The 26,384-nt window shown below is 36.1% G+C and carries 25 protein-coding genes and 1 riboswitch; of the genes, 5 read left to right on the forward strand and 20 right to left on the reverse strand.

The features are described from left to right. The 4 genes from ACZ5R4_RS12540 to iolG are packed head-to-tail and all read right to left on the reverse strand — an operon-like array spanning nt 1 to nt 3,706. Complete coding sequence (locus tag ACZ5R4_RS12540; RefSeq protein WP_464367409.1) at nt 1-840, reverse strand: class II fructose-bisphosphate aldolase; 840 nt, start codon at nt 838-840, stop codon at nt 1-3. A 13-nt stretch (nt 841-853) separates the two neighbouring features. Further along, a complete protein-coding gene (iolC, locus tag ACZ5R4_RS12545; RefSeq protein ID WP_054788776.1) occupies nt 854-1,846 on the reverse strand; it encodes a 5-dehydro-2-deoxygluconokinase in 993 nt (330 codons plus the stop codon). Between the two features lie 36 nt (nt 1,847-1,882). Then, nucleotides 1,883-2,680: a 5-deoxy-glucuronate isomerase gene (iolB, locus tag ACZ5R4_RS12550; RefSeq protein WP_464367410.1), complete on the reverse strand. Its 798-nt coding sequence runs from the start codon at nt 2,678-2,680 to the stop codon at nt 1,883-1,885. Nucleotides 2,681-2,695: 15 nt separating this feature from the next. Next, nucleotides 2,696-3,706, reverse strand: a complete 1,011-nt coding sequence (gene iolG / locus ACZ5R4_RS12555) for an inositol 2-dehydrogenase (protein WP_464367411.1) — start codon at nt 3,704-3,706, stop codon at nt 2,696-2,698. A gap of 276 nt (nt 3,707-3,982) precedes the next feature. Beyond that, a riboswitch (purine riboswitch) is annotated at nt 3,983-4,081 on the forward strand. Nucleotides 4,082-4,146: 65 nt separating this feature from the next. On the opposite strand from iolG, the gene ACZ5R4_RS12560 reads away from it, so the two are divergent. Further along, nucleotides 4,147-5,343, forward strand: a complete 1,197-nt coding sequence (locus ACZ5R4_RS12560) for an MFS transporter (protein WP_464367412.1) — start codon at nt 4,147-4,149, stop codon at nt 5,341-5,343. A gap of 252 nt (nt 5,344-5,595) precedes the next feature. Here the strand turns inward: ACZ5R4_RS12560 and ACZ5R4_RS12565 are convergent, their stop codons facing one another. The 3 genes from ACZ5R4_RS12565 to ACZ5R4_RS12575 all read right to left on the reverse strand — a co-directional run bounded on the left by ACZ5R4_RS12565 (nt 5,596) and on the right by ACZ5R4_RS12575 (nt 8,230). Beyond that, entirely contained in the window at nt 5,596-5,718 is a 123-nt protein-coding gene (locus tag ACZ5R4_RS12565) for a hypothetical protein (protein ID WP_464367413.1), read from the reverse strand. Nucleotides 5,719-5,827: 109 nt separating this feature from the next. Beyond that, complete coding sequence (locus tag ACZ5R4_RS12570; RefSeq protein ID WP_464367414.1) at nt 5,828-7,276, reverse strand: carbon starvation CstA family protein; 1,449 nt, start codon at nt 7,274-7,276, stop codon at nt 5,828-5,830. Between the two features lie 333 nt (nt 7,277-7,609). Then, nucleotides 7,610-8,230 carry a LysE/ArgO family amino acid transporter gene (locus tag ACZ5R4_RS12575; RefSeq protein WP_464368491.1) on the reverse strand — a complete coding sequence of 207 codons (621 nt, stop codon included), beginning with the start codon at nt 8,228-8,230 and terminating at the stop codon, nt 7,610-7,612. Between the two features lie 131 nt (nt 8,231-8,361). Here ACZ5R4_RS12575 and ACZ5R4_RS12580 point away from each other — a divergent pair, with 131 nt between their 5' ends. After that, nucleotides 8,362-9,807 (forward strand): aminotransferase-like domain-containing protein, encoded by a 1,446-nt coding sequence (locus tag ACZ5R4_RS12580; RefSeq protein ID WP_464367415.1) that lies wholly within the window; start codon nt 8,362-8,364, stop codon nt 9,805-9,807. A gap of 126 nt (nt 9,808-9,933) precedes the next feature. Here the strand turns inward: ACZ5R4_RS12580 and ACZ5R4_RS12585 are convergent, their stop codons facing one another. The 6 genes from ACZ5R4_RS12585 to ACZ5R4_RS12610 form a co-directional block, all read right to left on the reverse strand. Beyond that, nucleotides 9,934-11,349: a PTS transporter subunit EIIC gene (locus ACZ5R4_RS12585; RefSeq protein WP_464367416.1), complete on the reverse strand. Its 1,416-nt coding sequence runs from the start codon at nt 11,347-11,349 to the stop codon at nt 9,934-9,936. Next, nucleotides 11,346-13,487, reverse strand: a complete 2,142-nt coding sequence (locus ACZ5R4_RS12590) for a BglG family transcription antiterminator (RefSeq protein WP_464367417.1) — start codon at nt 13,485-13,487, stop codon at nt 11,346-11,348. Before ACZ5R4_RS12590 ends, ACZ5R4_RS12585 begins: the two co-directional genes overlap by 4 nt. Before the next feature lie 169 nt (nt 13,488-13,656). After that, the gene (locus ACZ5R4_RS12595) at nt 13,657-14,664 is read right to left on the reverse strand and encodes a zinc-dependent alcohol dehydrogenase family protein (protein ID WP_464367418.1); all 1,008 of its coding nucleotides are present in this window, start codon (nt 14,662-14,664) and stop codon (nt 13,657-13,659) included. Nucleotides 14,665-14,695: 31 nt separating this feature from the next. Further along, nucleotides 14,696-15,511, reverse strand: a complete 816-nt coding sequence (locus ACZ5R4_RS12600) for an ABC transporter permease subunit (protein ID WP_054861316.1) — start codon at nt 15,509-15,511, stop codon at nt 14,696-14,698. Further along, nucleotides 15,508-16,449: a carbohydrate ABC transporter permease gene (locus tag ACZ5R4_RS12605; RefSeq protein ID WP_464367419.1), complete on the reverse strand. Its 942-nt coding sequence runs from the start codon at nt 16,447-16,449 to the stop codon at nt 15,508-15,510. The genes ACZ5R4_RS12600 and ACZ5R4_RS12605 overlap by 4 nt, the downstream gene beginning before the upstream one ends. Nucleotides 16,450-16,520: 71 nt before the next feature. After that, nucleotides 16,521-17,957 carry an ABC transporter substrate-binding protein gene (locus ACZ5R4_RS12610; RefSeq protein WP_464367420.1) on the reverse strand — a complete coding sequence of 479 codons (1,437 nt, stop codon included), beginning with the start codon at nt 17,955-17,957 and terminating at the stop codon, nt 16,521-16,523. 422 nt (nt 17,958-18,379) lie between these two features. Between ACZ5R4_RS12610 and ACZ5R4_RS12615 the strand changes: the two genes are divergently transcribed. Both ACZ5R4_RS12615 and ACZ5R4_RS12620 read left to right on the forward strand, forming a co-directional pair. Then, on the forward strand, nt 18,380-18,670 hold the full coding sequence (locus tag ACZ5R4_RS12615) for a helix-turn-helix transcriptional regulator (protein ID WP_464367421.1): 291 nt from the start codon (nt 18,380-18,382) through the stop codon (nt 18,668-18,670). Continuing rightward, nucleotides 18,660-19,109, forward strand: a complete 450-nt coding sequence (locus ACZ5R4_RS12620; RefSeq protein WP_464367422.1) for a competence protein ComK — start codon at nt 18,660-18,662, stop codon at nt 19,107-19,109. The genes ACZ5R4_RS12615 and ACZ5R4_RS12620 overlap by 11 nt, the downstream gene beginning before the upstream one ends. 678 nt (nt 19,110-19,787) lie before the next feature. On the opposite strand, the gene ACZ5R4_RS12625 is transcribed toward ACZ5R4_RS12620, so the two are convergent. The 6 genes from ACZ5R4_RS12625 to ACZ5R4_RS12650 all read right to left on the reverse strand — a co-directional run bounded on the left by ACZ5R4_RS12625 (nt 19,788) and on the right by ACZ5R4_RS12650 (nt 23,928). Continuing rightward, nucleotides 19,788-19,922 (reverse strand): hypothetical protein, encoded by a 135-nt coding sequence (locus ACZ5R4_RS12625; protein WP_464367423.1) that lies wholly within the window; start codon nt 19,920-19,922, stop codon nt 19,788-19,790. Nucleotides 19,923-20,280: 358 nt separating this feature from the next. After that, nucleotides 20,281-20,487 carry an HD domain-containing protein gene (locus tag ACZ5R4_RS12630; protein WP_054861311.1) on the reverse strand — a complete coding sequence of 69 codons (207 nt, stop codon included), beginning with the start codon at nt 20,485-20,487 and terminating at the stop codon, nt 20,281-20,283. A 20-nt stretch (nt 20,488-20,507) separates the two neighbouring features. Beyond that, nucleotides 20,508-20,759 carry a hypothetical protein gene (locus ACZ5R4_RS12635; protein WP_054861310.1) on the reverse strand — a complete coding sequence of 84 codons (252 nt, stop codon included), beginning with the start codon at nt 20,757-20,759 and terminating at the stop codon, nt 20,508-20,510. A 38-nt stretch (nt 20,760-20,797) separates the two neighbouring features. Next, the gene (locus ACZ5R4_RS12640; RefSeq protein WP_464367424.1) at nt 20,798-21,115 is read right to left on the reverse strand and encodes a hypothetical protein; all 318 of its coding nucleotides are present in this window, start codon (nt 21,113-21,115) and stop codon (nt 20,798-20,800) included. A 245-nt stretch (nt 21,116-21,360) separates the two neighbouring features. After that, nucleotides 21,361-22,311, reverse strand: coding sequence for a reverse transcriptase domain-containing protein (locus ACZ5R4_RS12645; RefSeq protein ID WP_347836455.1), 951 nt, complete (start codon nt 22,309-22,311; stop codon nt 21,361-21,363). Between the two features lie 672 nt (nt 22,312-22,983). Further along, a complete protein-coding gene (locus tag ACZ5R4_RS12650; RefSeq protein WP_464367425.1) occupies nt 22,984-23,928 on the reverse strand; it encodes a GIY-YIG nuclease family protein in 945 nt (314 codons plus the stop codon). Between the two features lie 457 nt (nt 23,929-24,385). Here ACZ5R4_RS12650 and ACZ5R4_RS12655 point away from each other — a divergent pair, with 457 nt between their 5' ends. Beyond that, nucleotides 24,386-24,580 carry a helix-turn-helix domain-containing protein gene (locus ACZ5R4_RS12655; protein WP_347836451.1) on the forward strand — a complete coding sequence of 65 codons (195 nt, stop codon included), beginning with the start codon at nt 24,386-24,388 and terminating at the stop codon, nt 24,578-24,580. Between the two features lie 137 nt (nt 24,581-24,717). Here ACZ5R4_RS12655 and ACZ5R4_RS12660 read toward each other — a convergent pair whose 3' ends face one another. After that, complete coding sequence (locus ACZ5R4_RS12660; RefSeq protein WP_464367426.1) at nt 24,718-26,382, reverse strand: AlwI family type II restriction endonuclease; 1,665 nt, start codon at nt 26,380-26,382, stop codon at nt 24,718-24,720. Nucleotides 26,383-26,384: the final 2 nt, after the last annotated feature.

A 26,384-nucleotide genomic window follows, 5' to 3' on the forward strand; every position in this document is an offset into this window, starting at 1 on the left:
TTAATTCATAAGGTTTGCCTGTAACAATTTCATCTTATTTATCGCTTCCTCTTTCACTTCTCGCATTGGTTCTTTTATTAGCTCAAGCCGATCAAACACATCCGGCTTTTCCTGCATAGCTTTGCGCAGACTATGTCCAAAACGCATCCGAATCGCTGTCCCAATGTTTACTTTGCAAAAATGCATTTGACTAATTTGTCGTAAAGCTTTATCGGGTAAGCCAGTCGAACCATGCATGACTAGTGGTTGACGAACAAGCCCTTGAATCGTTTCAATCAACGGATAATCCACAGAAGCCGATTGTGTCTCCATTCGATGTGTCGTTCCGACCGCGACAGCTAATGCGTCTACCCCTGTTCTTTCCGCAAATTCCTTTGCCTCTTGAGGATCTGTTAACCGACCATGGTTCTGTGCCACATCACTATATCCTACCGATCCGATTTCTCCTTCTACAGAAACGCCAAATCCATGACCTAGCTTTACTACATCCTTTGTATTCTTGACATTTTCCTCAAATGGTAAGGCAGATCCATCATACATGACAGAGCTATAGCCTGCTGCTATTGCCTTTGCCACTGTCTCATAATCCTGCCCATGATCGAGGTGCACCACTACAGGCACACTTGCTTTTTTCGCCATTTTCCCAAGCATGGCTCCGATTACGTCAATCGGCATATGATGTATCGCGACTTTGTTTGTTGCCAAAATCACAGGTGCACGAAGCTCCTCCGCCGCATCGATTACTGCTTTCGCATCCTCATAGCCGAATACATTAAAGGCAGGAATTGCACATTTTTTTGCTAAAGCCTGATCTAATAGCTCATTTAAGGTTACTAGCATCGTTCATCCACTCTCATTCTTTTCTGCTTGTTTTTAAAAAGGTTTCAATTTCTTCGACAGTTGGCATCGCCTCTGAACAGCTATGCTTAGAAATAACAATCGAGGCAGAAGCACTTCCGAACTCCATGGCTCGATTTAACTCCCAGCCATTCATTAATCCGTAGATAAAAGACGACGCATAGGCATCTCCTGCTCCAAAGGTTTTTAATACCTTTGTTTTGAAAATACCACTTCGCTCTGATTTCCCTTCCTTTGTATAGGCGATCGATCCTGCTTCGCCATGCTTGATCACCACAATTTCGGCAGCATAGTGGAACCATTTTTGTGCTGTTTGATGATCATCTTGACGAAAGCTCTCAAATTGCTCCATCATATCAAACTCTTCTCGAGTACCAATGATCACATCACATTTTTCCGCTACGAGATTATAATAAATCGCTGTTTCCTGCTCATTATTCCAAGTATACGCGCGATAATCTAAATCGAAGAAGATGACTACTCCATGCTTTTTCGCATAATCTAATGCGAGAAAGACCGCTTCCCGAGAAGGACTTGCAGCCAAGGCTGTCCCTGATATTAATAACGCTTTCGTTTGGCGAATATACTCCTCTGATACATTCGAAGTGTCTAGCTTAAGATCAGCGACATTATCTCGATACATTAAGATACTACATTCTTCCGGACTTTTTATTTCGGTAAAAGCAAGCCCTGTGACAGCACCCGTATCATCAACGGATAGACCACTTACATCAAGATTGTTTTCCTTCAAGTATTGCTGAATAAAGCGGCCCATCTGATCATCAGACACTTTTCCAATAAATCCACTCTTTAATCCAAGCCGAGCTGCTCCAATCGCTATATTCGCTGGTGAGCCACCGACATACTTCGTAAACGACGTCGTTTCTTCCATTGGTCGATTAAATTGATCGGCATTTAAATCAATACAAAGCCTGCCAATCCCGACTAAATCCATGGAGCGATCTGATCGAAAGTCTAAGTGATACATCCTTATCCTCCTTTTTGTAAAGCGCTTAACCTAAGTCTAAAATAACCACTCATGATCCTTGTCATTATGAAACTTCCATGTTCGCACTGGACCTGCCATCACATTTAAATAATACGACTCATAGCCAGGTACAGATGATACAGGGTGATAACCTTCTGGCACGAGGACGACATCACGATTTTCCACACTCATTGTCTCATCCAAGCTTCTGTCATCATTATAGACCCGTTGAAACACAAACCCCTGTGACGGATTCACACGATGATAATACGTTTCCTCTAAATAAGATTCTTCTGGTAGATTGTTCTGATCGTGCTTATGTGGTGGATAGCTCGAGGTATTCCCATCAGGTGTAAAAACCTCCACTACGAGTAAGCTATCCGCCTCTTTTTGTTCAGGTAAAATATGATGAATCCTCCTACTCATTTTCCCTGAACCGCGCTCCTCTTGATCAACATCCTTCGGTTCGATTAGCCTTGCTTTGTAATGGGACTTCCCTGGCGCTAAACATACAGCAACCTCAAGCTTTGTTTTTGCTTCAATCATAAATTGATCCTGATTCGGCACATAAACAGAATATGGAGGAATTTTTTCAAAAATACTCATTCTTTCCCCTATATTCTCAAAAGTTTGATCCTTTGTTTGCACATCGGCCTTTCCACTAAGAAGTACGATACACACCTCATTTTCATTCGTATCCTTTCTCAAAATCTCCCCTGATGAGAGCTGATACACTTCAAAGCCTACATACTTCCATCCAGCAGATTCAGGACTGACTCGAATAATATTACCTTCATGATCTTTCGGATGAGGCTTTTGTAATAATGAAGCCATCACGCATTCCTCCCTCTATTCAATTTCACTCAGTAGGACTGTACGATTTTCCTTCCATGCCAGCCTTGTCGCAATTGCTAGCCTTTGCGCTTCTAGTCCATCCTCCCCTGTACAGCTTACTGGTGTTTGATCGATAATCGCTCTAGCGAAAGCTTGAATCTCCCGATAAAAAGCCTGTTTATACCTATCTAAAAAGAAATACTTGGGGTGATCCAACGTCACCGACTCCTTTGTTGCAATCTGAACATTTGATTCCCGCTCATTATCCGCCATTACGACACCTTTTTCGCCAAATACTTCGATCCGTTGATCATACCCATATACCGCTCGCCGACTATTATCGATAACCCCGATCGACCCATCCTCAAATGTCAGGGTAATAATCGCCGTATCGACATCATCATACTTCTGAAAACATGGATCAACCAAATTAGCAGCAACGACAGATACAGACTCGACTTCATTGGAAGATAAATACCTGATCATATCAAAATCATGGATCGTCATATCGATAAACATACCGCCAGATGATTGTATATACGCCTCGCTCGGAGGTTCTGGATCTCGTGAGGTAATTTTAATAATATGAGGCTTGCCAATCTTCCCTGCTGATACAGCTTCATATACCTTGCTGAAATGTGTATCAAATCTCCTATTGAAGCCGATTTGTAAATGAACACCTGCTTCCTTCACCTTTTGCAAAGCTGCCTTTGTTTCTTCTAGACTAAAGCTAATAGGCTTCTCACAAAAAATATGCTTTCCTGCTTGTGCACACTTTTCGATATAGTAGCAATGTGTATCTGTAGAGGAACAGATAAATATTGCATCCATTTCTTCATCCTCTATAAGGATAGATGGGTCTGTTGTTATCACCGGAACATGCTTCTCCATCATGGACCCTTTCAAATGGTCGATTTCAATATCACAAATACCTTTCAACTCAATGGAGGACATACTCATGATATATTCGGCATGTAATTGTCCAATTCTCCCGGCACCAATAATTCCTACTGTCATATCCGCCATAGCATATACTCCTTTAATCAAGATGACCAACATTTTAAAAAAAGAAAACGCTTAACTTTTTAAGAAAAAAATAAATGGAATTGCTTTTTGTTTGATATGCTCTTTTTAGGGAAAGCGCTTAACTAATAACATCATAATATTTTATGGAGGTGTAGTCAACAGTTATGAAATTATTTTTTATGGATAATTAACACTTCTATTGGTTAAAAGTAGTGTTGCAACTAAGTTTTACTACTTGAAAAATTATACAATAGCTAGTAGACTATTAAAAGTGCTCGCTTATAAATGAATAATACCTGTATAACCTCAGAATATGGCGTGAGGGTCTCTACCAGGAACCGTAAAATCCTGATTACAGAAAATGAATGATTCGTTTTCTGTAATCAGGATTTTTTTATATTTCCTAAAAAATTTTTACTAGAAAGGACGTAAAACAAAATATGAATGTGAAAGTTTTTATACTAGCATTATCCACTGTTGCAGTTGGACTAGTTGAATTAATTATTGGTGGCATCCTTCCAACTATTGCAGATGATTTAAATATCTCCTTAAGCTCAGCAGGACAACTCATCACGATTTTTGCACTTATTTATGCTGTATCCGGTCCTGTGCTATTAGTCTTAACTAGCAAAATGGAGCGAAAGAAATTATATCTCCTATCTCTATCTGTTTTCTTCATTGGTAATATCATGACCTATTTCAGTCCGAATTTTACCTTTATGATGATTGCAAGAATTATCACCGCAATGAGTACAGCACTTATCGTGGTACTGTCCTTAACGATAGCTGCAAAAGTTGTTTCACCAGCACACCGAGCAAAGGCTCTAGGCCTCATTTATATGGGCATTAGTTCCTCGCTTGTCATGGGCGTGCCACTGGGAATTCTGATTTCCGATAAATTTGGTTGGCGTGTTATTTTTCTCGGGATAGCTATTTTATCTATCGGTTCCTTTGTACTGATTTCGATCTTTTTGGAGCGATTATCTGGAGAAAACACCGTTCCACTTTCACAGCAATTAAAAGCAGTAAGTAGTTTTAAAATAGGTAGTGCACATCTTGCGACGATGTTTATGCTAGCAGGACATTACACACTTTATGCGTACTTCACTCCATTTTTAGAAACGGAACTTCAGCTAAATTCAAGTTGGATCAGTATCTGTTATCTATTATTTGGAATTGCAGCGGTAAGTGGTGGAGCATTCGGAGGGGCTCTTTCCGATTCGATGGGAGCTCAAAAAAGTATCATTGTCGTTATTTTTTCTTTTGCTGTCGTGTTATTCCTCTTACCATTCACTACTTTTTCGCTTATTGTATTTATACCAATTATGATGATTTGGGCTGCGTTAAGCTGGAGTTTAGCTCCTCCACAACAAAGCTATTTGATTCAAACTGATCCTGCTACATCGGATATTCAACAAAGCTTTAATAATTCAGCCTTGCAAGTAGGTATTTCGATTGGATCAGGTTTTGGGGGTATTGTGTTAAGTCAAACTGGTACTGTAGCTCATACGTCTTGGTTAGGTGGGGTTCTTATCATCGTATCTTTAGGGTGTGCTGTTTTTTCTTTAACAAGGAAAACGACTGCAAGAGAAAATAATCGTGCGACCATAGCTTTGCAAAATCAAATGAATGATTAACCGAAGCGAAAATAGTAGAAGACAGCCTAGAAAATGGACTTCCTACACCTTTTTCCTCAGCTTTTGGCAGCATGCGCTCTAAGGCATGCTCATGCTGTAAAAGCGTGGATTGAGTGGCAGATAAGCCGACATTAAGCTGAGCTTCTTCCAGATCCATCACTAGTTCCATAGGTTCGGTTGTATTGACCCCAACTCCCATGATTTGATCACCCCCTCTTCACGAAGGGGGCTTAAGATACGAAAGGCGCCATTTCAAACTTCATCAAATTTTGTAATCCATTCATCTCTATGGGGATCAAGGGAAACATCATGAACGAAGACCATATCTAAATGACCTGTGTTAAGACGATTTAAATTTTGCTCGGTCGATTTCATGGTAGCTTCCTCTGTAGAAGCTGTTATTACTTTATTTTGACGGCCATCCTCAAATATTCCCTCTTTTTCAACATAGCGTTTTTCTACATGAGGTTAGCAATCCTCCTCACTATCCTATTCTTAACTGCGAATCTTCACGATTGCTAGCTCTTTTATGTTTAATAAGTTGCGATACAAACCAAGCAAGTACAGCCAACCAAATAACCATTCCTAAAACCAGAGAAATACCATAGTCTAGGTTAAAGCCTTCTGGTGCATAGAAGAAATACGTACTTACTACCGCTGTCATGAACAAAGCGGGAATACTGCAGATCCAATGAAACTTGTTATTTTTTACTAAATACATGGTTGCTGTCCACAACATCACCGCAGCAACAATCTGATTCGAGCCCCCAACATAACGCCAGAGGAAGCTATAATCAATCGTCATTAGATATAGTGTTGCACCAGTCACAGGTATGGTAAGTAAAGCTAATTTCTTTTTCCCATTAAAATCTTTATTCGTCAGTTGGGTTAACATTTCCGCCAACATCATTCTGGAAGAACGTAATGCCGTATCACCCGTGGTAATTGGGAGAACAACAATACCTAAAATGGCGATGAATCCGCCAAATGCACCTAACGTGATTATACTGATTTCATTAACCACTCCCGCTGGACCTCCTGCTGTAAGTGCTGATTGTAATGCACCCGTACTACCAAAAAAGGTCATCCCTGCTGCTGCCCAAACCATAGCAATAATGCCTTCACCAATCATTGCTCCATAAAATACTTTTCTACCTTCACTTTCTTTTCTTAAAGTTCGAGCTAAAATTGGACTTTGTGTACTATGAAATCCAGAAATCGCTCCACAAGATATGGTTACCATTAACAATGGCCAAATAGGCATTTCCCCAGGGTGTAAATTGCTTAATGTTAAATTTGGAATGGGATGATCAAAAAAGAAGAACATTCCAATACCGATTGATACAGCCATAAAAATTAAGATAGCTCCAAATATAGGATAGACTCTTCCGATTATTTTATTAATTGGTAGAATCGCCGCAAGTATAAGATACGCGAAAATGATCACCAACCAAGTCGTCGTGTTAAGTGGTGTTATTTGTGTTAATAACTGGGCAGGCGCTGCCGTAAAAGCTGCTGCTACCAACACCATTAAAATAATTGAAACAATCGTCGTAAAGAATTTCATTTTACCGCCCAAATATTTACCGACAAGTGTCGGAAATTGAGCTCCATTATGCCTAAGCGATATCATCCCTGAAAAGTAATCATGTACCGTCCCAGCAAAAATACAACCAATAACAATCCATATAAATGCGACTGGACCATATAGTGCGCCCATTATTGCACCAAATATCGGGCCGGTTCCAGCGATATTTAATAGCTGAATCAAACTCGCTTTCCACCAACTCATTGGCATATAATCAAGACCATCGTTGTTTGTATAGGCAGGTGTTGCATTCTGGTCATTAATGCCAAAAATTCGTTCAACCACCTTCCCGTAAACAATGTAGCCAACAATTAACAATACAATAGATGCTATAAAAGTAACCACCGCTGAACCCTCCCTTTATTTGAAAAGTAGTATTATAATAATATAGTATAGGAGGAAAAAGCAATGTTATTTCGAAATTTTCAGATACTTTTTCCGAATCTCCTTTACTTGTGGTGCAGTTCTGGGTATCAAATTTAAAGGTAGTTCTTATTTTAATGAAGACAAATGAAAGGGATGGGGGTGTCTCCATCCTTTTTCTTATAAAAACCCATTTTATCCAATGGATGAAACAACTAGAGGAGCGTTTCAAAAAGTACAACTTTGTGACTGCTCTTCGGGATATTCTAAGAAGTTATTAAATCTATAGAGAACGAACTATATTTCGAATAAAAATTAATCAAAAAACAAATAAAAATTATACGCTAAATAGACAGCCATCCCCCAAATAATCATTGCTGAAATTTGATTCACTCGCTTTAACAGCATTCCACTGTTTCCAAGCTTCCCAATCTTGCTACCTAAAATTGCTAATAGGAAAAACCAAATCCAAGAAACGACTATACATGCAACTGTAAAGAGTAGCTTTTCATGACCTGTGTAAGCGAGAGAGCTAGTCCCAATCACACCGACCGTGTCTAGAATAGCATGTGGATTAAATATAGATACCGAAGCAGCAAAAGTAACCTGTCGCTTTTTAGAAAAAGGGTGTTGCTCTTCCGTGTTCGTTGCTTCTGGACTACTTCTCCACATCACAAATCCCATATAGATTAAAAAGAGACATCCAACTAAAAATAATAAAGTAGATAGCCACTCCACATTAAATACCACGACTGATATCCCTCTTACAGCCAGAAAGATAAGGATGGTATCACAAATCCCCGCCGTAATGATAGCAGGAAAAGCATCTATGAATTTCTTATGTGTTGCCCCTTGGTTAAAAATAAATACATTTTGGACTCCTAATGGTAAGATGAGCCCAAAAGCCAAAATGATTCCATGAATAAGTGCCTGCATTTTTTCATCCCCCAACTTTTCTTCTAGCATACTTCCTATGTATTAAGATGTCTTCAACCAATTGGATGGTAATTGACCCAACCAATTTGATAGTATAGAAAGAAAGTACAAATAAGATAGAGGGGTCCCTTATGAATGAAATGCAATGGAAGCCACTAAAAGATTCTTCCGAGCCACTACATTTACAAATTTATCATTACTTAAAGCAGAAAATAATGCATGGGGAATGGACCGTAGGAACGAAAATCCCCACCCAAAGGGAAATGGCGAAACAATTCCAGGTAAATCGGAGCACTGTCGTGTATGCTCTAGAAGGTTTGATTGCAGACGGTTTATTAGAAACCAAAGTAGGGGATGGAACGAGGGTTATCAATAATACGTGGAGCTTACTTACTTCAACACCTCCTCCTGATTGGAAAAGCTATGTTTCTTCCGGCATCTATAAGCCAAATATCGATATTATCCAAGAAATTAATCGAGCAGAAGCAGATCCATCGTTCATTAGACTAGGAACTGGCGAACTGTCTCCAAGCTTATTACCCAATGATAAAATGAGGGAGATATTACGAACAGGTCATGAGAACCTATCACTTGGATATGTGGAACCAAAAGGGCTATTATCTCTTCGTAATACGATTAGTGAATATTTGAAAACAAAAGGAGTCTTAGCATCTCCGGAATCGATTTTAATTGTATCTGGAGGACTCCAAGCACTCCAATTAATTTCTATGGGACTATTAGAAAGGGGCTCCACCATCCTTCATGAAACACCGTCCTATTTAAACTCTGTTCATGTTTTCCAATCTGCCGGAATGCATTTATTTGGCGTACCAATGGATCAAGAAGGGATCAAAATAAAGGAAATTGAACGATTAAAGCGACAACATCACGCTGCTTTACTGTACACCATTCCTAACTTCCACAATCCAACAGGTACCCTAATGACGGAAGAAAGGCGCGCGAATCTCTTAAAGGTCTGCCAAAATATATCTTTGCCTATTATTGAGGATGATGTTTATGGTGACTTATGGTTTGAAAACCCTCCACCAAAGCCTTTAAAAGCAGATGATACACAAGGAAATGTTTTATATATTGGTAGCGTATCAAAGACACTAAGTCCCGGTCTACGAGTAGGGTGGATTGTAGGACCTGAACCTGTGATAGATCGCTTAGCTGATATCAAAATGCAAACAGATTATGGCTCCAGTTCCTTATCCCAATATGCTGTAGAGAAGTGGCTTTCTAGTGGATTATACACGGATTACCTAAAAGAAATAAAAGCAGAATTAATGTATAGAAGGGATTTTACCATTCAACTTTTAAAAGCGTATTTTTCGGAGATCGCTACTTGGAGTATTCCAGAAGGTGGCTTTTATATATGGCTCAAGCTAGAAATAGATATTTCCACGAAGAAGCTGTTTGGACTAGCACTGAAAGAGCATATCTTATTAAATCCAGGGATTGTGTATGATAAGAGTGACTATAAGCATCTTCGGTTGTCGTATTCTTATGCTTCATTGGGGGAGTTAGAGGAAGGATTGGTTGGGTTGGCTCGATTGATTAAGGGGGTTTTATAAACAGGATTACTTTTGATGTCTTACTCAGCTAATAACCGCCTTCTGCTTTTATTCCAAATGATTTTAGCTTAAGTTATAATTATATGGAGAAAATATCTCAACGAAAAAGGGACAAGGGACCTGTCCCTATGTCCCTATCAACTTATTAACTAGATAATCATATTCCTTCATGTCAGTAAAAGTAGGCAGTGGATAGATCGACTTTTTAGGAAACTCCTTTTGAACAGTTTGTAACAGCTTTTGATGACAAATAACTAAATCTGCATACGCAGGAATTTCGTCAATCGAGGCATTCTCAACAGTAATGTGATGACTAGTTTGTTCTAGTTTTTTTCTTAGCATGGAAGCCCCCATGGCACTGGATCCAATACCTGCTTCACAAACGAAATAAATAGTTTTTATCTTTTTGTCATTAAAGGGGTTCCTGCCTTCCACTGATTTAATCGAATGAATGTCTTCATTTTGCTTAGTCTCGTTTAATACATCTTCTTTATCTATTTGGTAGAATTCAATAATTGTATTCTCATTTTCGGAAACAGTAGGTGAGTTAGATACGCTTTTTATTAGAATTAAACTTAAACCAAAAGAAATAAGTGCAGAAATTAAAACTGCTAATACGACATAAAGCATATCACTTCTAGGAGCTAACCCGACAAATAGAAAAATACTTCCAGGAGAGGATACAGCAACAAGCCCTACTTTAAACCATTGAAAAACATAGATTCCAGCCATTCCACCTAAGGCTAGCGAAATAATTAGTCGAGGATTCTTCAATACGTAAGGAAAATAAACTTCATGTATACCACCTAAAAAGTGGATATATGTAGCTAATTTCGCTCCCTTCCTTTGCTCCCCCTTTGTTTTCATCCAATAAGCAAGGAGAACCCCTAACCCTGGTCCAGGATTCGCCTCTAACAAGAATAAAATAGACTTACCTAGCTCATTAGCTTGTTGTATGCCTAGAGGTGATAGGAAACCGAAATTTATAATATTATTTAAAAATACTACCTTAGCTGGCTCTATAATAACTGCAGCTAAAGGAAGCCAATGAGAATTAATAATAGATGCTAATATGTCAGTTGTTCGTTCCACTCCAACAGATAAGATCTCGCCAATATAATGATAACTAATTAAAGTAAGGGCAATGGCAACTACTGATGCCAAGACATTACTGATAAGCAGTTCATATCCAACACCAGGGAGCTTTTTCTTAATCATTTGATCTAACTTTTTTATAATCCAACCAGTTAGTGGACCAATTATCATTGCCCCCATTATCGCTGGAACTGTACTGGAAAGAGTCAAACCAAATGTAACAATGGAGGCAACCACAGCTCCTCTTTGACCACCAATAATTCGCCCGCCAGTGTGACTTATTAATATTGGTAATAAAATGTGGTAAGCAGGATTTACGATATTCAATATTTCTTGATTATACCACCAGCCATAATTTCCAAATAACTCACGAATTACTCCAACAACTATAATAATAACAATGTTTTGGTATACCATAGCACTCAATATTTGTGCTAATTTCTTCATTGTCTTTGTAACTCCTTTATAGATGCAGTTATTTTTAATTCATAGGCAGTTAATAAAATATCCTTCAGTGAATGTCCCACTGATTCTTGCGATCCATTCATAATGGTGTTAACAAACTGATCATCCACTAACATTGCCGTAATTTCGCTTATCATCTCCTTATGTTCCTTTGGCGCCTCAACAGGTACAGCTAACATTAATATTACGTTTATCCTACACAATTCTTCGTTATCGTTTTCCCATAATATTGGTTCTTCCGTGCGATAAATCGCGACAATTATTTCATTAACCCCTTCCGTTTTAGCGTGCATCATGGCCAGGTTTCCTAGCACGAAGCCACCTTGTTCTTCTCTTTTTTCTAAATCAACTGCTATTTTTTTAATATCGCGTACAACCTGATGACTTACTAATAAGCTAGCCATTTGATCGATCATTTTTTCCATTAATCTCACTTCTTGAAACATAACAAAGTTCTTTAAGATTTGGAGTAGTGCTTCGCCATACTTCGCTAATGGAAGTATTGGTGAAGGTTGCCGTGAGGTCTGTTCTTCACTTTTCAAAACCAATTGATGCTTGTCAATTTCTATTAGTGCATGTTCAATATCTTTAATATCCTCTTTCTTTAAAAAAGGGGTAACAATCACGATTTTTTCCTCTTGTAAAAAAGGAACATTTACAGTCGAAATGACAATATCAAAATTTTCATCCTTCTCTAACCACTCTTCAAGTTCTTTTAATGATAATACCGCTTCTACACTAAGATTAGGCATTTCTGTTCGAATTCTTGTTGCTAAATACGTAGAGGACCCTACACCACTTGTACAAACAACAATACATCGATAGGATTGCCTGATTTGCTCATGTTTTCTCAGTTGGGATGCTCCGATATGCATGGCTAAATAACCTACTTCTTCTTCTGGGATATTATAACCTGTTTTTTTAGCTAATAATTCACATGCCTTCTGACAAGCTTGATATATTTCGGGATACATCTCCATTATTTTATCTTGCATTGGATTATGAATTTGAAGCCCATGCTTTAACCGGTTAAATGCAGGTGCAAAATGTGAGAGTAACCCCTCAAATAGAATCTTATCTTCTATTAGACTTTCATCTAGATGATGTTCTATCGCACGTATAAAACTTTTAGTTAGTTCAATCCATGTAAACTCTTGATTATCATCTTCAAACGGCTTCTTCTGATAATCGATTCTCGTTCCTGCTAAATGAAGCGCAATATAGTTTATCTCTATTCTTGGAATCCTTAGAGATGTCAATTTTTCTAATCCTTCTACTATTAATACTGCTAATGAATATATCTCTGGATCATGCCAGTCATCACTTGCTATGGTAGTGTCCTCCTCTATCACTTCACCACTTTGGATTCTCTCCAATGCAAGAATAACATGGACAATAAGGTTAACATAATTTCGATCTGTTAGAACGATATGAGGATGTTCAAGAAGTGCGTTTTGTAAAACACGGTCAATATCTAGAATTTTGTCAGTCTGAACAAATTTTAATAAGCGATTACGAATGACTAACCCTAACTTCCCATTCAATCTATCTTCCCCTTTTTTCCCTTGAAATAGTTCTATCCAATCCTCAAAGGTAATATCTCGATGAAGCAAACGAGATAAGATTGTTCTGCGTTGTTGTTCCGTTCCGTTTATGTACACTCCAATTCCTGGAGTTTTTACTATTTCTACCGTATCCTTTTCTAACCATTTGCTTATTTTCTCCAGATCATTACTAATCGTTAATTCCGCTACATCATATTTCTTACTTAACGTATATTGTTTAATAGGTTCTTTCGCAAGCAATAAATCATAAATAATTCCTTCTTGACGTTCACTTTGTGAGTAGGCGTTTAAAATTTTCACCTGTTCTAATGCTTGATTTAACCTTTGTTTATCTTGTAACTCTCCATTTAATTCAATTCCTTTTCCCATTCTTTTGACTAGTTTCAAATTATAAGCATCGAAATAGGAATGTAACGCTTTCATTTCTCTTTGAATCGTTCGTATGCTTAACTTAAAGATTTCGGATAATTCTTTATAGGAAATGGGTTTATCCATACTTAATAACACTCTCAACAACTCTCGTTGTCTAGAATTAAGCATCATCGATTGCTGCATTTGAAGCCCTCCTAAACGCCTTTTTAGAGAATAATATGATGAAAAGCCACAGAAATATTGTGGCTTTTCGTACGTTTACAGTGAATATAAAATTACAATGCAATAGTCTATAGTATAAGAGAAATGAACTCATTAGCTAAAGAATGAGCGAATGCGCATTTTTTAAATATTATATTTTGATTTGAACTTTAAGATTGTTCGGATCTCTTGGTCCCTTCAAATAATCTACTGTTTCTTCTAGCGAAATTTCCTTTGAGATTAAATGGTTTAATTGTATTCGACCTTCCTTAACCCAATGAAAAGCTGGATAAAAGGTATGATTAATAGCCATGGAACCAATTAATGTCCAATCTTTATTATATAAACGAAAAGGGTCTAGTGGTACAGTTGACCCTATTGGTGTCACGCCGAATTGCAAGTATTTAGCCGTTTTGCCTAAGAATCCGAATGCTTGTTCAATTACTTTAGGAATACCAGTAGCATCAATGACGACATCAAATCCATTCGGATAATACTCATCTGATAATTCGTCATTTACTTTATCACTTGTAACCACCTTGGTAGCTCCCCATTTTAGAGCCATTTCCAGTTTATCTGGAGAAATATCAACCACTACTAACTCGGATGCTCCGGCCATTTTCACGGATTGAATAAGTTGTTGTCCCATTGCCCCTGCACCAAACATTAGCACCCGATCACCGACTTGAAGCTGTAATCGATTCATACCATGGACGACACAAGCCATTGGTTCAATAAAGGCAGCTTCCGCGAATGTCATAGTATCAGGAATTCGGACTACATTGCTACTTGGAACCTTTACAAATTCCGCCATACTACCATCAATTGTATTCCCAAGCGCTCCCCAATTCTCACACTGATTACCCCTATTCGTTAAACAAAATTCACAATGACCACAAAATAAGGAAGGATCTGCCGTTACTCGATCACCTACTTGATATTCTGTTACATTTGCCCCCACTTCCTCCACTACACCTGAGAACTCATGCCCCGGAATAATAGGATATGGTGAAATAAACTCACCTAAAAATATATGGATATCTGTTCCGCAAATCCCTACGTTTTTCACACGGATGGTCACATCATTTGGCCCTGGTTTAGGATATGGAACCTCCTTAATGACGACATGATTTGGTTTTTCAATAACTAATGCTTTCATAACGATTACCTCCATTTTTATGTTAATACTTTTATCCTTTTACCGCACCCATCGTTAACCCTCTAACAAGTTGTTTCTGTGTCAACCAACCTAAAATTAAAACAGGTAGAATGGCAATAGTAGCTGCTGCTGACATACTTGCCCAGAATAATCCTTCTTGTGTCATGAAAGATGCCATATATACAGGCAATGTAGCTGCTTTATGGTAACTCAAGGTAACTGCGAAGAAAAACTCATTCCACGCAAATACCATGGATAATAGCGCAGTAGAAACAAGCCCTGGTCTTACTAATGGTAAAACAATCTGAAAAAAACTTTGAGCTCCTGTAGCACCATCAATTTGAGCTGCTTCGATAATTTCATAGGATACATCATTAAAGAAAGAACGCATCATCCAGATAATTAAAGGAATATTCATCCCAGCATATAGAATAATTAAACCTGTCAAAGAATCTAATAAATTCATATTTTTAAAAATGAGATATAGTGGGATAATTACACCCGCTATAGGCAAAAAACGAGTAGAGATAATCCAGAACAAAATATCGTCTCTCTTTTTTACACGATACATGGTCAGGGCATATGCTGCTGGCACACCAATTAATAAGGCAATCAATGTGGATACTAAAGTAGCAGTGACCGAGTTTAAGAAATAACCAACTACACCTAAATCCAAAATCACCTGATAGTTTTCTAATGTTGGTTTAAAAGCAATAGTTGGTGGGATAATGACTGCTTCTCCTTCACTTTTAAACCCTGTAATGAGAACCCATAATATCGGAAAGAAGAACAAGAACGCGAAGAGGTAGGTAAGAAAAGTCAATCCACCTGACGTAAGTTTTTTCATGCTTGTTCCTCCTTAAACATTCGTCGTAAGACTTTAAACATTAACATCATCATAACGATGGTTAAAATAACGGTAATTACCCCAATTGCTGAAGCTCCACCAACATCCCAACTTTGGAAGCCTGTACGGTACACTAAGAAGGATAGGTTCGTAGATGCAAATCCTGGACCACCGGAAGTGGTTACATAAATTTCACCAAATACTTGTAGGATAAACATTAATCCAAGTAAAACTACTACTTCGATATATCGTACAAGATGTGGGATCGTTACATTAAAAAATTGTTGCAACCGATTTGCTCCATCTAATTGTGCCGCTTCGATTAATTCGATCGGTAATGACTGCAAACCTGCAAGCAGTATCAGCATAAAAAACGGAATCCACATCCATGAAATAATAAAAATAACTGCCATCAATGGATTTTGCGTAAACCAATCAAATGGTTCTACTCCAAATAAATCAGCGAAATAAGAGGAAAATCCAAAGCTTGGGTTATAGACCATCGTCTTCCAAATAATACCTGAAACAGTAGGCATGATGAAAAACGGGGATATAAACATGGTTCTAACAATTCCTTTGCCTACGAAGTTTCGATTCATTAATAGCGCTAGTAGTAAGCCGCATACAAAACAAATCATTAGTACCGATATCGTTAAAATTAACGTGTTCATTGCAACTTCATAAAAAGAAGGTGTACTTAAAGCTTTAATGAAATTTGTAAACCAAGTAAAGGTGACGCCTTTATCAGGCCTCATTAGGTTCCATTCTTGAAAGCTATAATAAATGGTAACAATAAACGGAATTTGGGTTGCAATGATAAGATAGATGACCGTTGGTAGTAATAACCTTTTCACTGGAGGGTTATTTAGGGCTTTTCTTTTCTGCTTAGATACCCTTCTTGGTTTTAATTTTTGTTGAACAGCCTCATTTTGATTCATCATTCACTCTCCTCAGCTTACATTTAGGATAGTAAGAAGAGGATCCTTCAATCCCCTTCTACTATACTGCCCTACTCTTTATAACCGCCTTCCTCAGCCACTGCTTCTGCTAGCTTCTGCGCTTCATTCATTGCTTCTTCTACTGTGACATCTCCCGCAATGGCAGATGCGATATGCTGGCTTACTTCTGTCCCTAGCTCTTGGAATTCAGGAATAACCACATATTGCACCCCTTCATACGGAACTGGATCAACTGTTGGCTGTTCGTAATCTACTCTTTCAATTGCGTCTAATACCATTTCAGCAAATGGTGCCGCTTCTTGATAGTTTGGATTTTCATAAGTTGATGTCCGTGTTCCTGATGGAGCAACAACCCAGCCTTCATTTTCACCAACTAACTCAATATACTCTTTACTTGTTGCCCATTTGATAAATTCAAAAGCAGCATCCTTGTTTTTACTCGCAGATTCTATTGCAAGTGACCATGCATAAAGCCATCCTGTTTGTTCTTTTTCCATTTTAGGTGCAAATGCATATCCGATTTCACCTACAACTTGAGAGTCATCAGGGTTGTTTAAGAAACCTGCTGCAACAGTCGCATCGTACCACATAGCAGTTTCTCCTGTAGACATTAATGTTAGCGCTTCCGTAAACCCTGTATTAATTGCTCCAGGCTGTCCGGCATCTTGAATTAAGTCAGCATAGAATTGAACTGCCTCTACCGTTTTTTCACTGTTTAATTGTGCATTCCAATCCATGTCATACCAAGAACCTCCGAACGCATTGATAACCGTTGTTAAAGGTGCCATTACTTCACCCCAACCAGGTAAACCTCTTAACGTAATACCAGGCTTTCCAGTTCCCTCCTTGATCGTCCTGGCTAGCTCTCCAATTTCTTCCCATGTAGGCTCTAATGGCATTTCTAGTCCAAGCTCTTCAAAGATTGTTTTATTGTAGTAAAGCATACTACTTTCACCATAGAATGGTAAGGCGTATTGCGTATCCTCATACGAAAGTGCATCTCTTAGTACTTGGAACACATCTTCCATGGCATATGCCTCTAATTCCTCCGCATCTAATTTTTCGAACATCGGAGTTAATGGTTCAATCCATCCATTTTCCGCCCAAATTGGTGTATCGTAAGTACTTATTGTGACAATGTCAAATAGTCCTGCTCCAAGGGCCACATCTTCTGTTACCTTTTTACGAAGGTCATTTTCAGGTAAAACAACAAATTCTACGTTAATTCCAGTCTCCTTTTCAAAAAACTCCTCTGTCATTCTCTGCATAATTTTCATATCTGGATTATTTACTGTTGCAACAGTAAGTGTATCACCATCTGACCCAGTTTCCGATTCGGAATCAGTTCCCCCATTTGAATCTTCCGTTCCGGTACTTGGACTACCTGATGGTCCTGTTGCATTATTAGGAGAACTCGTATTACATCCTGCTAAAATCAATGTTGGCATAATGACCATGACAAATAGTAGACCCCAAAATTTCTTCATCAATTTCCCTCCTTAATTTTTTGAGCGCGCTTACATTTTTAATCATAGCAAATTACCTATTACCTTTGTCATGTAACTTGCCATATATTTGTCACAATTAGTTGGTGACAAAATTTAATCCACTTCCTTTATAACAGATTCGCGGTCTTTCTTTGCTAAGTTTAAAGGCACAGAGTTGACGTGTTTTCTCCTATTTGTTATCAGCTAACAGCACTTTGAGAATGAAGCATTCCCCATCTATTTAAGTAAAAATTTAAATCCATCACTCTTGTTTTATTAGAAGCATAGCCTGTGAAAAAGGAGCTATTGCAGAACAAGTAAGAGTTAAGCTCCTACCTTCCCAATACGTGATACTCCACGTGTTAACCAAAAATCATTTCCATGATAATAGATGAAAAGGGATGATGAGGGGTATAACTGTGGTGTATCACGATAATATTGAGGGAAAAATACTTGGTTATTGCATCAGACAATTTCGAGAGAATTTAAAAACAGAGGATCCAAAATGGACGCAAGAATATGTCGGCAGACTTGCTGGGATTGATGAAAGACACTATGGCAAAATTGAACGTGGTAAATACCCTCAAACCTCATTTCTTACGATAGCTAAAATAACGAAAGCACTAAATTGCTCTCTAGATACCCTTTTTGAAAATTACGAAAGAGAACTTTTAGCATATAAGAAAAGATCTGGTGAAGTAGATGAGGAGTAATTATCGAATTACACCAGATACAATGGCCATTTTCCCCTTGTATGATGTGATGTATCAATCTTCCATACTTGAATATCATCAAACCGTCACTAGTGAAGAAAAACCATTTGATATTATCAAAGAAAATTGTTTACATCACGGATCTAGCTATCAAGGGCGGAAAGCATCTGTACAACATCATTTAGACTTTAGGCAGAAAATCCCCGTTCCCATACAACCCACCCAAAAAATCTATTCTTTTCCTACACAATCTGCTACATCGTTTGATTGTATTTGGTTATTTTTCCACGCTATTAAACATGTAGAAAATAGAGAACAACTTTCCACAATCACCTTTATTAATGGTGAAACAGTGAAGATTGAGATGTCGTATTACACGGTTCAAAAACAATATGACCGAACCGGGATGGTTAAGGTGTTAATAGAGCAGTTGATGTAGGGTGAGAATATATTATAACTCAAAATTAATATAGTTGTATTTATGGTAAGGTTCACGGTCTCGTTGGATAGATAAAATGACAATAGGGGGCACTAAACCTCTCCTTTTTAACACTATAAATCTGGATCAGTCTCAATGAATCTATTGAAACTTTTGAAATTATCTAATTGAGTCAGTTTGTACGTTGCAAAGCCTAAGTATAAGAATGGGAGTAATAATTGGCTAAAAAACAAGCTCAGCAAAAACTATTTTCTTTGAATATCATTAAATGTATTACTGGGATAAGTTAGCAGGGTGCTAGGATAAATAATTCCAACAATTAAAGCATAAGTAAGTACCTCAATACTACTCCATACCCTAACTGGTATTCCATAGTTACTAAGCAAGCCATTTGTGCTTTCTTATGAAGTTCAAGAATTGTGTTTTCGTCTATCAACCTACCAAGTTCCTTTTTTTATCCTTATAATCTGTATTAGGAGTAGCAAATTTACATGGGTTAAGCGAAGGAATATCAAATCTATGTAGACTATCCAAAACACTCGTTGATTGCTTTTAGATACTTCTTAAATTTTATACCATTCTTCTCTTTCAGGATATTTAATAACGTCAAATAGTTCTATAATATCAGTGAATAAATTAGCTAATTCTTTCACCCTGTCCATCATTTCAAACATTTGTTTACCGATACTTTTTTAACTGGTAGAAATGGGGCTCCAACCGTTCTTTTGTTAAATAAGTATATTCATCTTCTTCCATAATTTTTTGCAGTGATTTTTCTTCAAATATTAATCTTTTAATATTTTCCTTAGTCACGAAATCATTTAAATCATTATCAATTTCATTCATCTTTCTTTTTATGGCATTCTGTTCACTAGATATGGACATATAAGAAGCTGTGGTCGAAGTAATTCTAGTCGATATTAATGTATTTAGATCCTTGGGGACCTCGTTATTGGTATTTTTACTATTTAGATTTCAATAGGCCCCCTCAACATTAAGTCCTTTTGGAATTGGAGTAAATGCTGCTTCTATGATGAACAGTAAAGTGGTATAAGGCCCAACCACCATTCAAGGTCAAAGGTCCCATAGCCGGCACCTGTCATTTTAGAGTCTCTTATTAGATAATCTATTCTATCTGTATCTAGATCTAGTTGACTAGATAATAACTTTACTACAGCCTTTGACTTATTCTTTGAATAACTTCAACTACTTCCCTTGGTTCCATTCCATGATCTCTTAATATTTTATTTACTTCCGCGTCCCCTTCAACTATTGCCATTGTCCACTTTCCATGTCTTATCCCTGTTGCTTTTTCTAGAGCACGGGATAATGGCCCATGACCTATATCATGTAATAAAGCTGCTGTTAATGCTAGCATTCTGTTTTGTTTGAGTTCTTTTATATGCTTTTGAAACTACTCCCTTTTAAACTACACAGTTTTTCAATGAATCTTTTCATTAGATGAGTTACACCTAAAGAATGAGCTGAATGTGTATGCTCTGCACCTGGATATGTAAATGCTGATAAACCTAACTGTTTAATTTGCCTTAACCTTTGAAATTCTCTTGAATCAATTAAATTCAGTAGCAATTTGTCTTCTTCTTTATCAAATTGAATTACATTATGAATAGGATCACGAATTATTTTCAATATTTTCCTCCGTATCTTCAATATAAAATAATACAATTTTAGTAATCATAGTTGTTTGATTTGGGATTCATTGTCCCTTCAATACCTATTGTCACTACATTTTCCTTTATAGCATTATAAATTCTCAGAAAACTTGGTATTTCCATAAGACCCTTTTTTCCTTTAATACGTCTTTTTTTACACTCAACTAAAAGTGAGTGACCGTTCATATTAAACGGAAACTGATTAGAACGATCAAGTCCCCTTTTTGCAAGTAATTTATTTCTCTTTTTCAAGGCATTTAATATAGTAGATATTAACCAATTATCAAGTTGTTTTAATTGTTCCACATCATCCAATAAAGGATAAAAACTCATTATTCCCTTAAACTTTAATCGTTTGTTTGAACCATTTAAATAGTTTCTTAACATTCTCTCATTCAAGTTACCATAGAGGTACCGTCTTATCTGCATTATAGCTGTCACAAAATCAAAATCTTCATTATTACTCGGTATATTTACAGACCTTAATGGGCCACTAGCGTTTATTGGTTGTATTAGATTCTTATAGAGAATATAACTAAGCTGCTTCTTTATTTTATTTTCTGAGGACGGCTTCATACTTATATTATATTATCACTAGATAATTTATAACCTAGAAATTCCACATATTGTTTATCAGAAAATAATTCTGAGCGCATACCTTTTTTAGAAAGTGTACTAATACCATCAGATTTAGATAAATTTATTTCTACTCCAGCTTCTTTAGAAAATTCATTTATATATTCAAGTGATTTGCTTATTTTATTATAACTATCTGACCAAATAAATGTATCGTCTGCGTATCTAGCAAATCTTAAACCTTCTTTCTCTAGCCTTTTATCTAATTTCCAACATGCAAGGTTTGCTAAAAATAGAGATAATGAGGTTCCTTGAGGTAAACCTTTTCCATTTTCCATCTTGTTTAAAAATGAAAAAATAACTTCTCTTTCAAAATCACTTATCAAGAATCCGTTTTCACTGAACTGTTCTATTAAATAATCATGTTTTATTGACCCAAAGAAATCTTTAAAATCGAACTCAGCAATAAACATACGCGAGCTTGCCTTTATGTCTAAACCTATATCTTTAATTGCATAATGAACATTTCTATCATTCCGATAAGCATAGGAAAACGAGCTAAACCTATGGTTATTTTTATTTAGTAATCTACTATAAAAATAATTGGAAACTGCTTCATCAGGTATTTGAAAAATATAAACTGGTCTCTTCTTCTTAGAGCTTTTTTTATCAACATATCTTATATATGGATCAAAAGGCTCGTATTCATTTTTAGTAAGTTTATTAAATATTGAATGACCTATTTTTTTATAATGCTTTAATACATAAAATGGGTTATGCTTTTTATCAACTTCCCAATGCTCGGGTCTTTTAACAACCTTCGGAGGTATATTTTCTACCCTTCTTTTATTTCTCTGATACTCAAATTCTAGGAAGTTGTGGTAGTCTTCATGTTGTGCAGCTTTTCTCCTAGCCACATTATATATAGCTTCTACCAAATCTTCTTTTAACATAAAATCACTCCCCCTAGATAAAACAAAAGCCTCTCCTTAAGGAGAGGCAATGCACGGAAACTATAAGTAAAAATAAGCTCAACCTCTCGAGAAATTCATGTAAGAAGAGTTTCTCTCCTTTACTAACTTAAAACTAAATTAGTTCATATAGCCTCCGTTAGCCACCTAATGACGTTAGTTATATTTTACCAAACAACTACATAAATTCAAAGAATTTTGTTATATATGTTTATCTTGGAATAATTTCGTTTTGTTAAAACCCTAATTCTCCATATACTTCATAATTTATATAATGCTCACCAAAATTAAATACATAAGCAACTTTTGAATCATTTTAACACTTAACGATTATACAGATAAGTAGCGTCCCTGAATTATTCGGTGGCCAAGTTAAAAAATACTTCCTATTCATCATAATAACGGACAGTATAATGATGAAATACTTCTTCATGTACCTGCAACAAAACATACATATCTTTAGTATCTACTTTTTCAAAAGTAACGGCACAGTATTTGTAAAAATGCAGAGACCACTCGCTTGCCTTTTTACATTACATATTGCTGATACCCTATATAGGAATATGGAACATTAAAAACTGATTTTCCAATTCTCCCGTAATCAAACAAGTAAAAATAAATTTAGACTTACCTATAAGTGATATAAAAATTTTCTTATTGTCTTTTTAACTCATCTAGAGTTATTTCATTCTCATTTTTCCAATCAATCCACCCATTTGAAGATGTTCCTTTTACAGTACCTGCTGCAGCTGATGGAGAACTAAAGAGATAGTCATTCACAAAGACATAATATTTTTCTTTTTTAATAACAATTCCTTCATTAATTAATTTTTGACGTAAGCTTTCCCCTTTTTTATAGCTGTTTCTTAAATCTAATGCCATTTGTGATCCCTTAAACACTACAAAACCCTCTTCATTATATTCACCCCGTGCTTCTATTTCTTTATTTTTACAATAAAGCATTTCATCCTTAACTTCAAAATTTTTATGTTTATTACGTAAATTATCAAATACCGGATATCCCAAAGTACCTAACAGTAATTTTATAGTTTTGAATAAATCAAATAAATCTGCTTGCCTCCATTCTGGGACAAAGGATTTTGTTGGGACCGTCTGATCCAAAGTAAAACGATTTACTTTTTTACACATCTCATAGGAGTAATTCTCCAAAAATTTTACATCTGTTTTTGTAAATTGGTTCTGTTTATTATTAGTTACAATTACAATTGCTGCGTCCCAGAAATCTTTATTTTTATTATGTTGCTTTATTCTTTCATAGCAATCTTCTGCTTCACCTATATATATTTGGGGCTTTGCTTTTTCTTCATCCTTACCAAATAAAAAGTATAAGCCTACGTTTGTAATTTCTTCTCTACTTTTAGCATCATTCAATTCATTCCGGGGTATTAAAATAGCTTGAACAGTTCTGTTTGTAACTTCAGCAATTTTTACACCTCTAGGATTTCCATTAGGTAAAAAAATTTGTATAGTTTTAGCATTATTAACCAACTTACTCACCTCTAACTTGTTAACATAAATATCATGACCTAAAATATAGTTCAATGATAACACATTAACAGTATGATTATGTAGATTCATAACTAATTACTAATTATATCTAGACAATAATAATTTTTTACAAATATTGTTTAACAGTTTGGAGAATTGTAACATTTGTTTTAATGGAAGATGCTCAGGTTACTTCTAAAGCAGAATTGAGTTTTGAAAGTGATAAACAAGTAAAATAGGGACGAATGAAATAGATAATATAAAAATTAGAGAATTTATTACTAATACTATTATAGTAATGAAAACCCTGGATATCCTAATATTAAGGTGTTAATATTAATCACGCTTTAGATACAGTTATTCTGTCACCGCTACTTTTTGCTCATTATTTACACCTCTTTTAGGAAAATAGCCGAATTCAAAACAAATTACACCATCTTTCATACTTATTTTATTAAAAAATAATACCTTTTAGCATGTTACTTGTTTTTAGTTTATTGACTACACTTTTTATGAGGTGTTTAATACGCCACATATATTAGAATTAGTGGGTAATCGGATAAGAGATATAAGAAAATCAAAGTCCTTATCTCAGGAACAATTAGGTGAAATGTCTGGTTTTCACTATACATATATTGGTGGTTTAGAGCGAGGAGAAAGAAATATTTCTGTAGTAAACTTGTTCAAAATAGCAGACGCTTTGGATACTGATATTTCTGAATTCTTCAATTTTGAATCATAAAATTCAGACGATAAGGAAAGATTAATTAATAATGTTATTAGAAAAATAAAATGATAAAGACCTTATAATGGTTAAAAATATTTTAATAGAAATTTTTAAGAATATAAATAAAGTCTAGCTTTATAAGCTAAACTTTATTATATCGCCCGAATTTTTCTTTGTATTTCATTACTCATATGTTTTTTCCAATCAGGTGCCCTATGATTACTAAATGACAGTAAATCATTAAAAAGCTGTTTTAAAATAAACCTTGCCTCTCTACCTTTATGGGCGCTAAATATTTTTTCAAATAGATTTGAAAAATCCTCCAACGTAATAGGTACTATTTGGACAGAAAGTTGAGAATCATCATTTCTATACCAAACACCTATTCTAAAAGTTTCAGCAGTATTAGTATTTATATTATTAGCTATAAATAACCCATAAACTCGCTTACCTTTTAGTTCATAATCATCTACATACTTTGCAACGTGCCTTCTAACTGGTTCTCCTTCTGCCGCTTCTTGTCTTGAAGAACTTGTTAAAGTTACTTCAACCACAAAAACAAAGTCTTCAAACTCAAAAATCATGTCGGCATCTCCACCCGCTGCATGCCTTACTGGTTTAAAGCTCCTATCAACAGTAAATTTTCTTGCTTCCCATGGATAATTTTGTAGAGAATTAATCGCTAAAAATGCTCTCCAAATAGTCCATTCAAGATAAGCTGGCCCTTCTCCACTAGGAATTAATGATCCTCTTTTTCCTATTTTATTTGGTTTTTGAAGTTCTTTCATATAATCAAGTATATCTTTCCATTGATTAACCTGATCTTCTGCATACTTTTTTTCTAACGTATTTATCCATTGGTTTTCTAATTTAATTCGTAACTGTGATAAATCTTTAACAGATAACTCAAACAAGTTAGGTAACGGCTTAACATCTTCACCATTTTGAAGTAATAGTTGATATAAACTTTTTATAACCTTAATAGCTTCATTTTCATTGTCAGTAGGTAAGGATGCACCTTTAGCTATTGTAGATGGATATTTATTTGCTTGTACTGATTGATATTCGGTGGTTAATATTTGTGAAACAATGGTTTCTTTATGTTTCGCTATACTGAGTTTAGATATACCTTCTTCTACGAAAAGACCTGTAAGCTTTAAGTAACGCATGTTTACATCTGCATAGGAATTTAAACTGCTTGCATTTACCCTACCCTCAAAACTCGCTGCTCGTTCTCTATACTCTCTATCAAACTTCTTCTTCATATTACTTTTATTCCTTTTATTTCTATAACTTACTATTTCGTCTACTAATTGAGTAATATTGTCCATACTGTAGTGAACTATTATTATTGATGCCATCTCATTCTTAGTTATTGAAGCAGTTTCTCCACGTCTTTTTAATTCACTTATCACTTCTAGGACAATACGCAATGGATTAAAAGGCTGATCTATATCTCCATCAGGTAATGGGTGTATCGATGATGGTAGCTGATGGACTAATAAAGCACGTAAAAAACACTCTTCCTGTTCAGGAAGCGATGAAGAATTAATTAACCTTCTTCCATTTTCGGTTACAATATGTGTGTCTGGGTCTATAAACCCTAATCTGATTAGGTTTACTCTCCATTTCCTAGCAACAGTGTTGTCACTATTCGTTTGTATGGAAATGACACCTTTACGATCGAGTAAAAGCGCCATCCCTTCTTCATTATGTTTGCTAAAATCACCATGAAACTGTGAATTCACAAGAACTTCCAAACCATCTTTCAAGCGTTTTGGGTTTCTTACTCCATTATCAGCAATTAACCAAGGCATAT

The organism is Gracilibacillus sp. JCM 18860 (genome assembly GCF_055395245.1).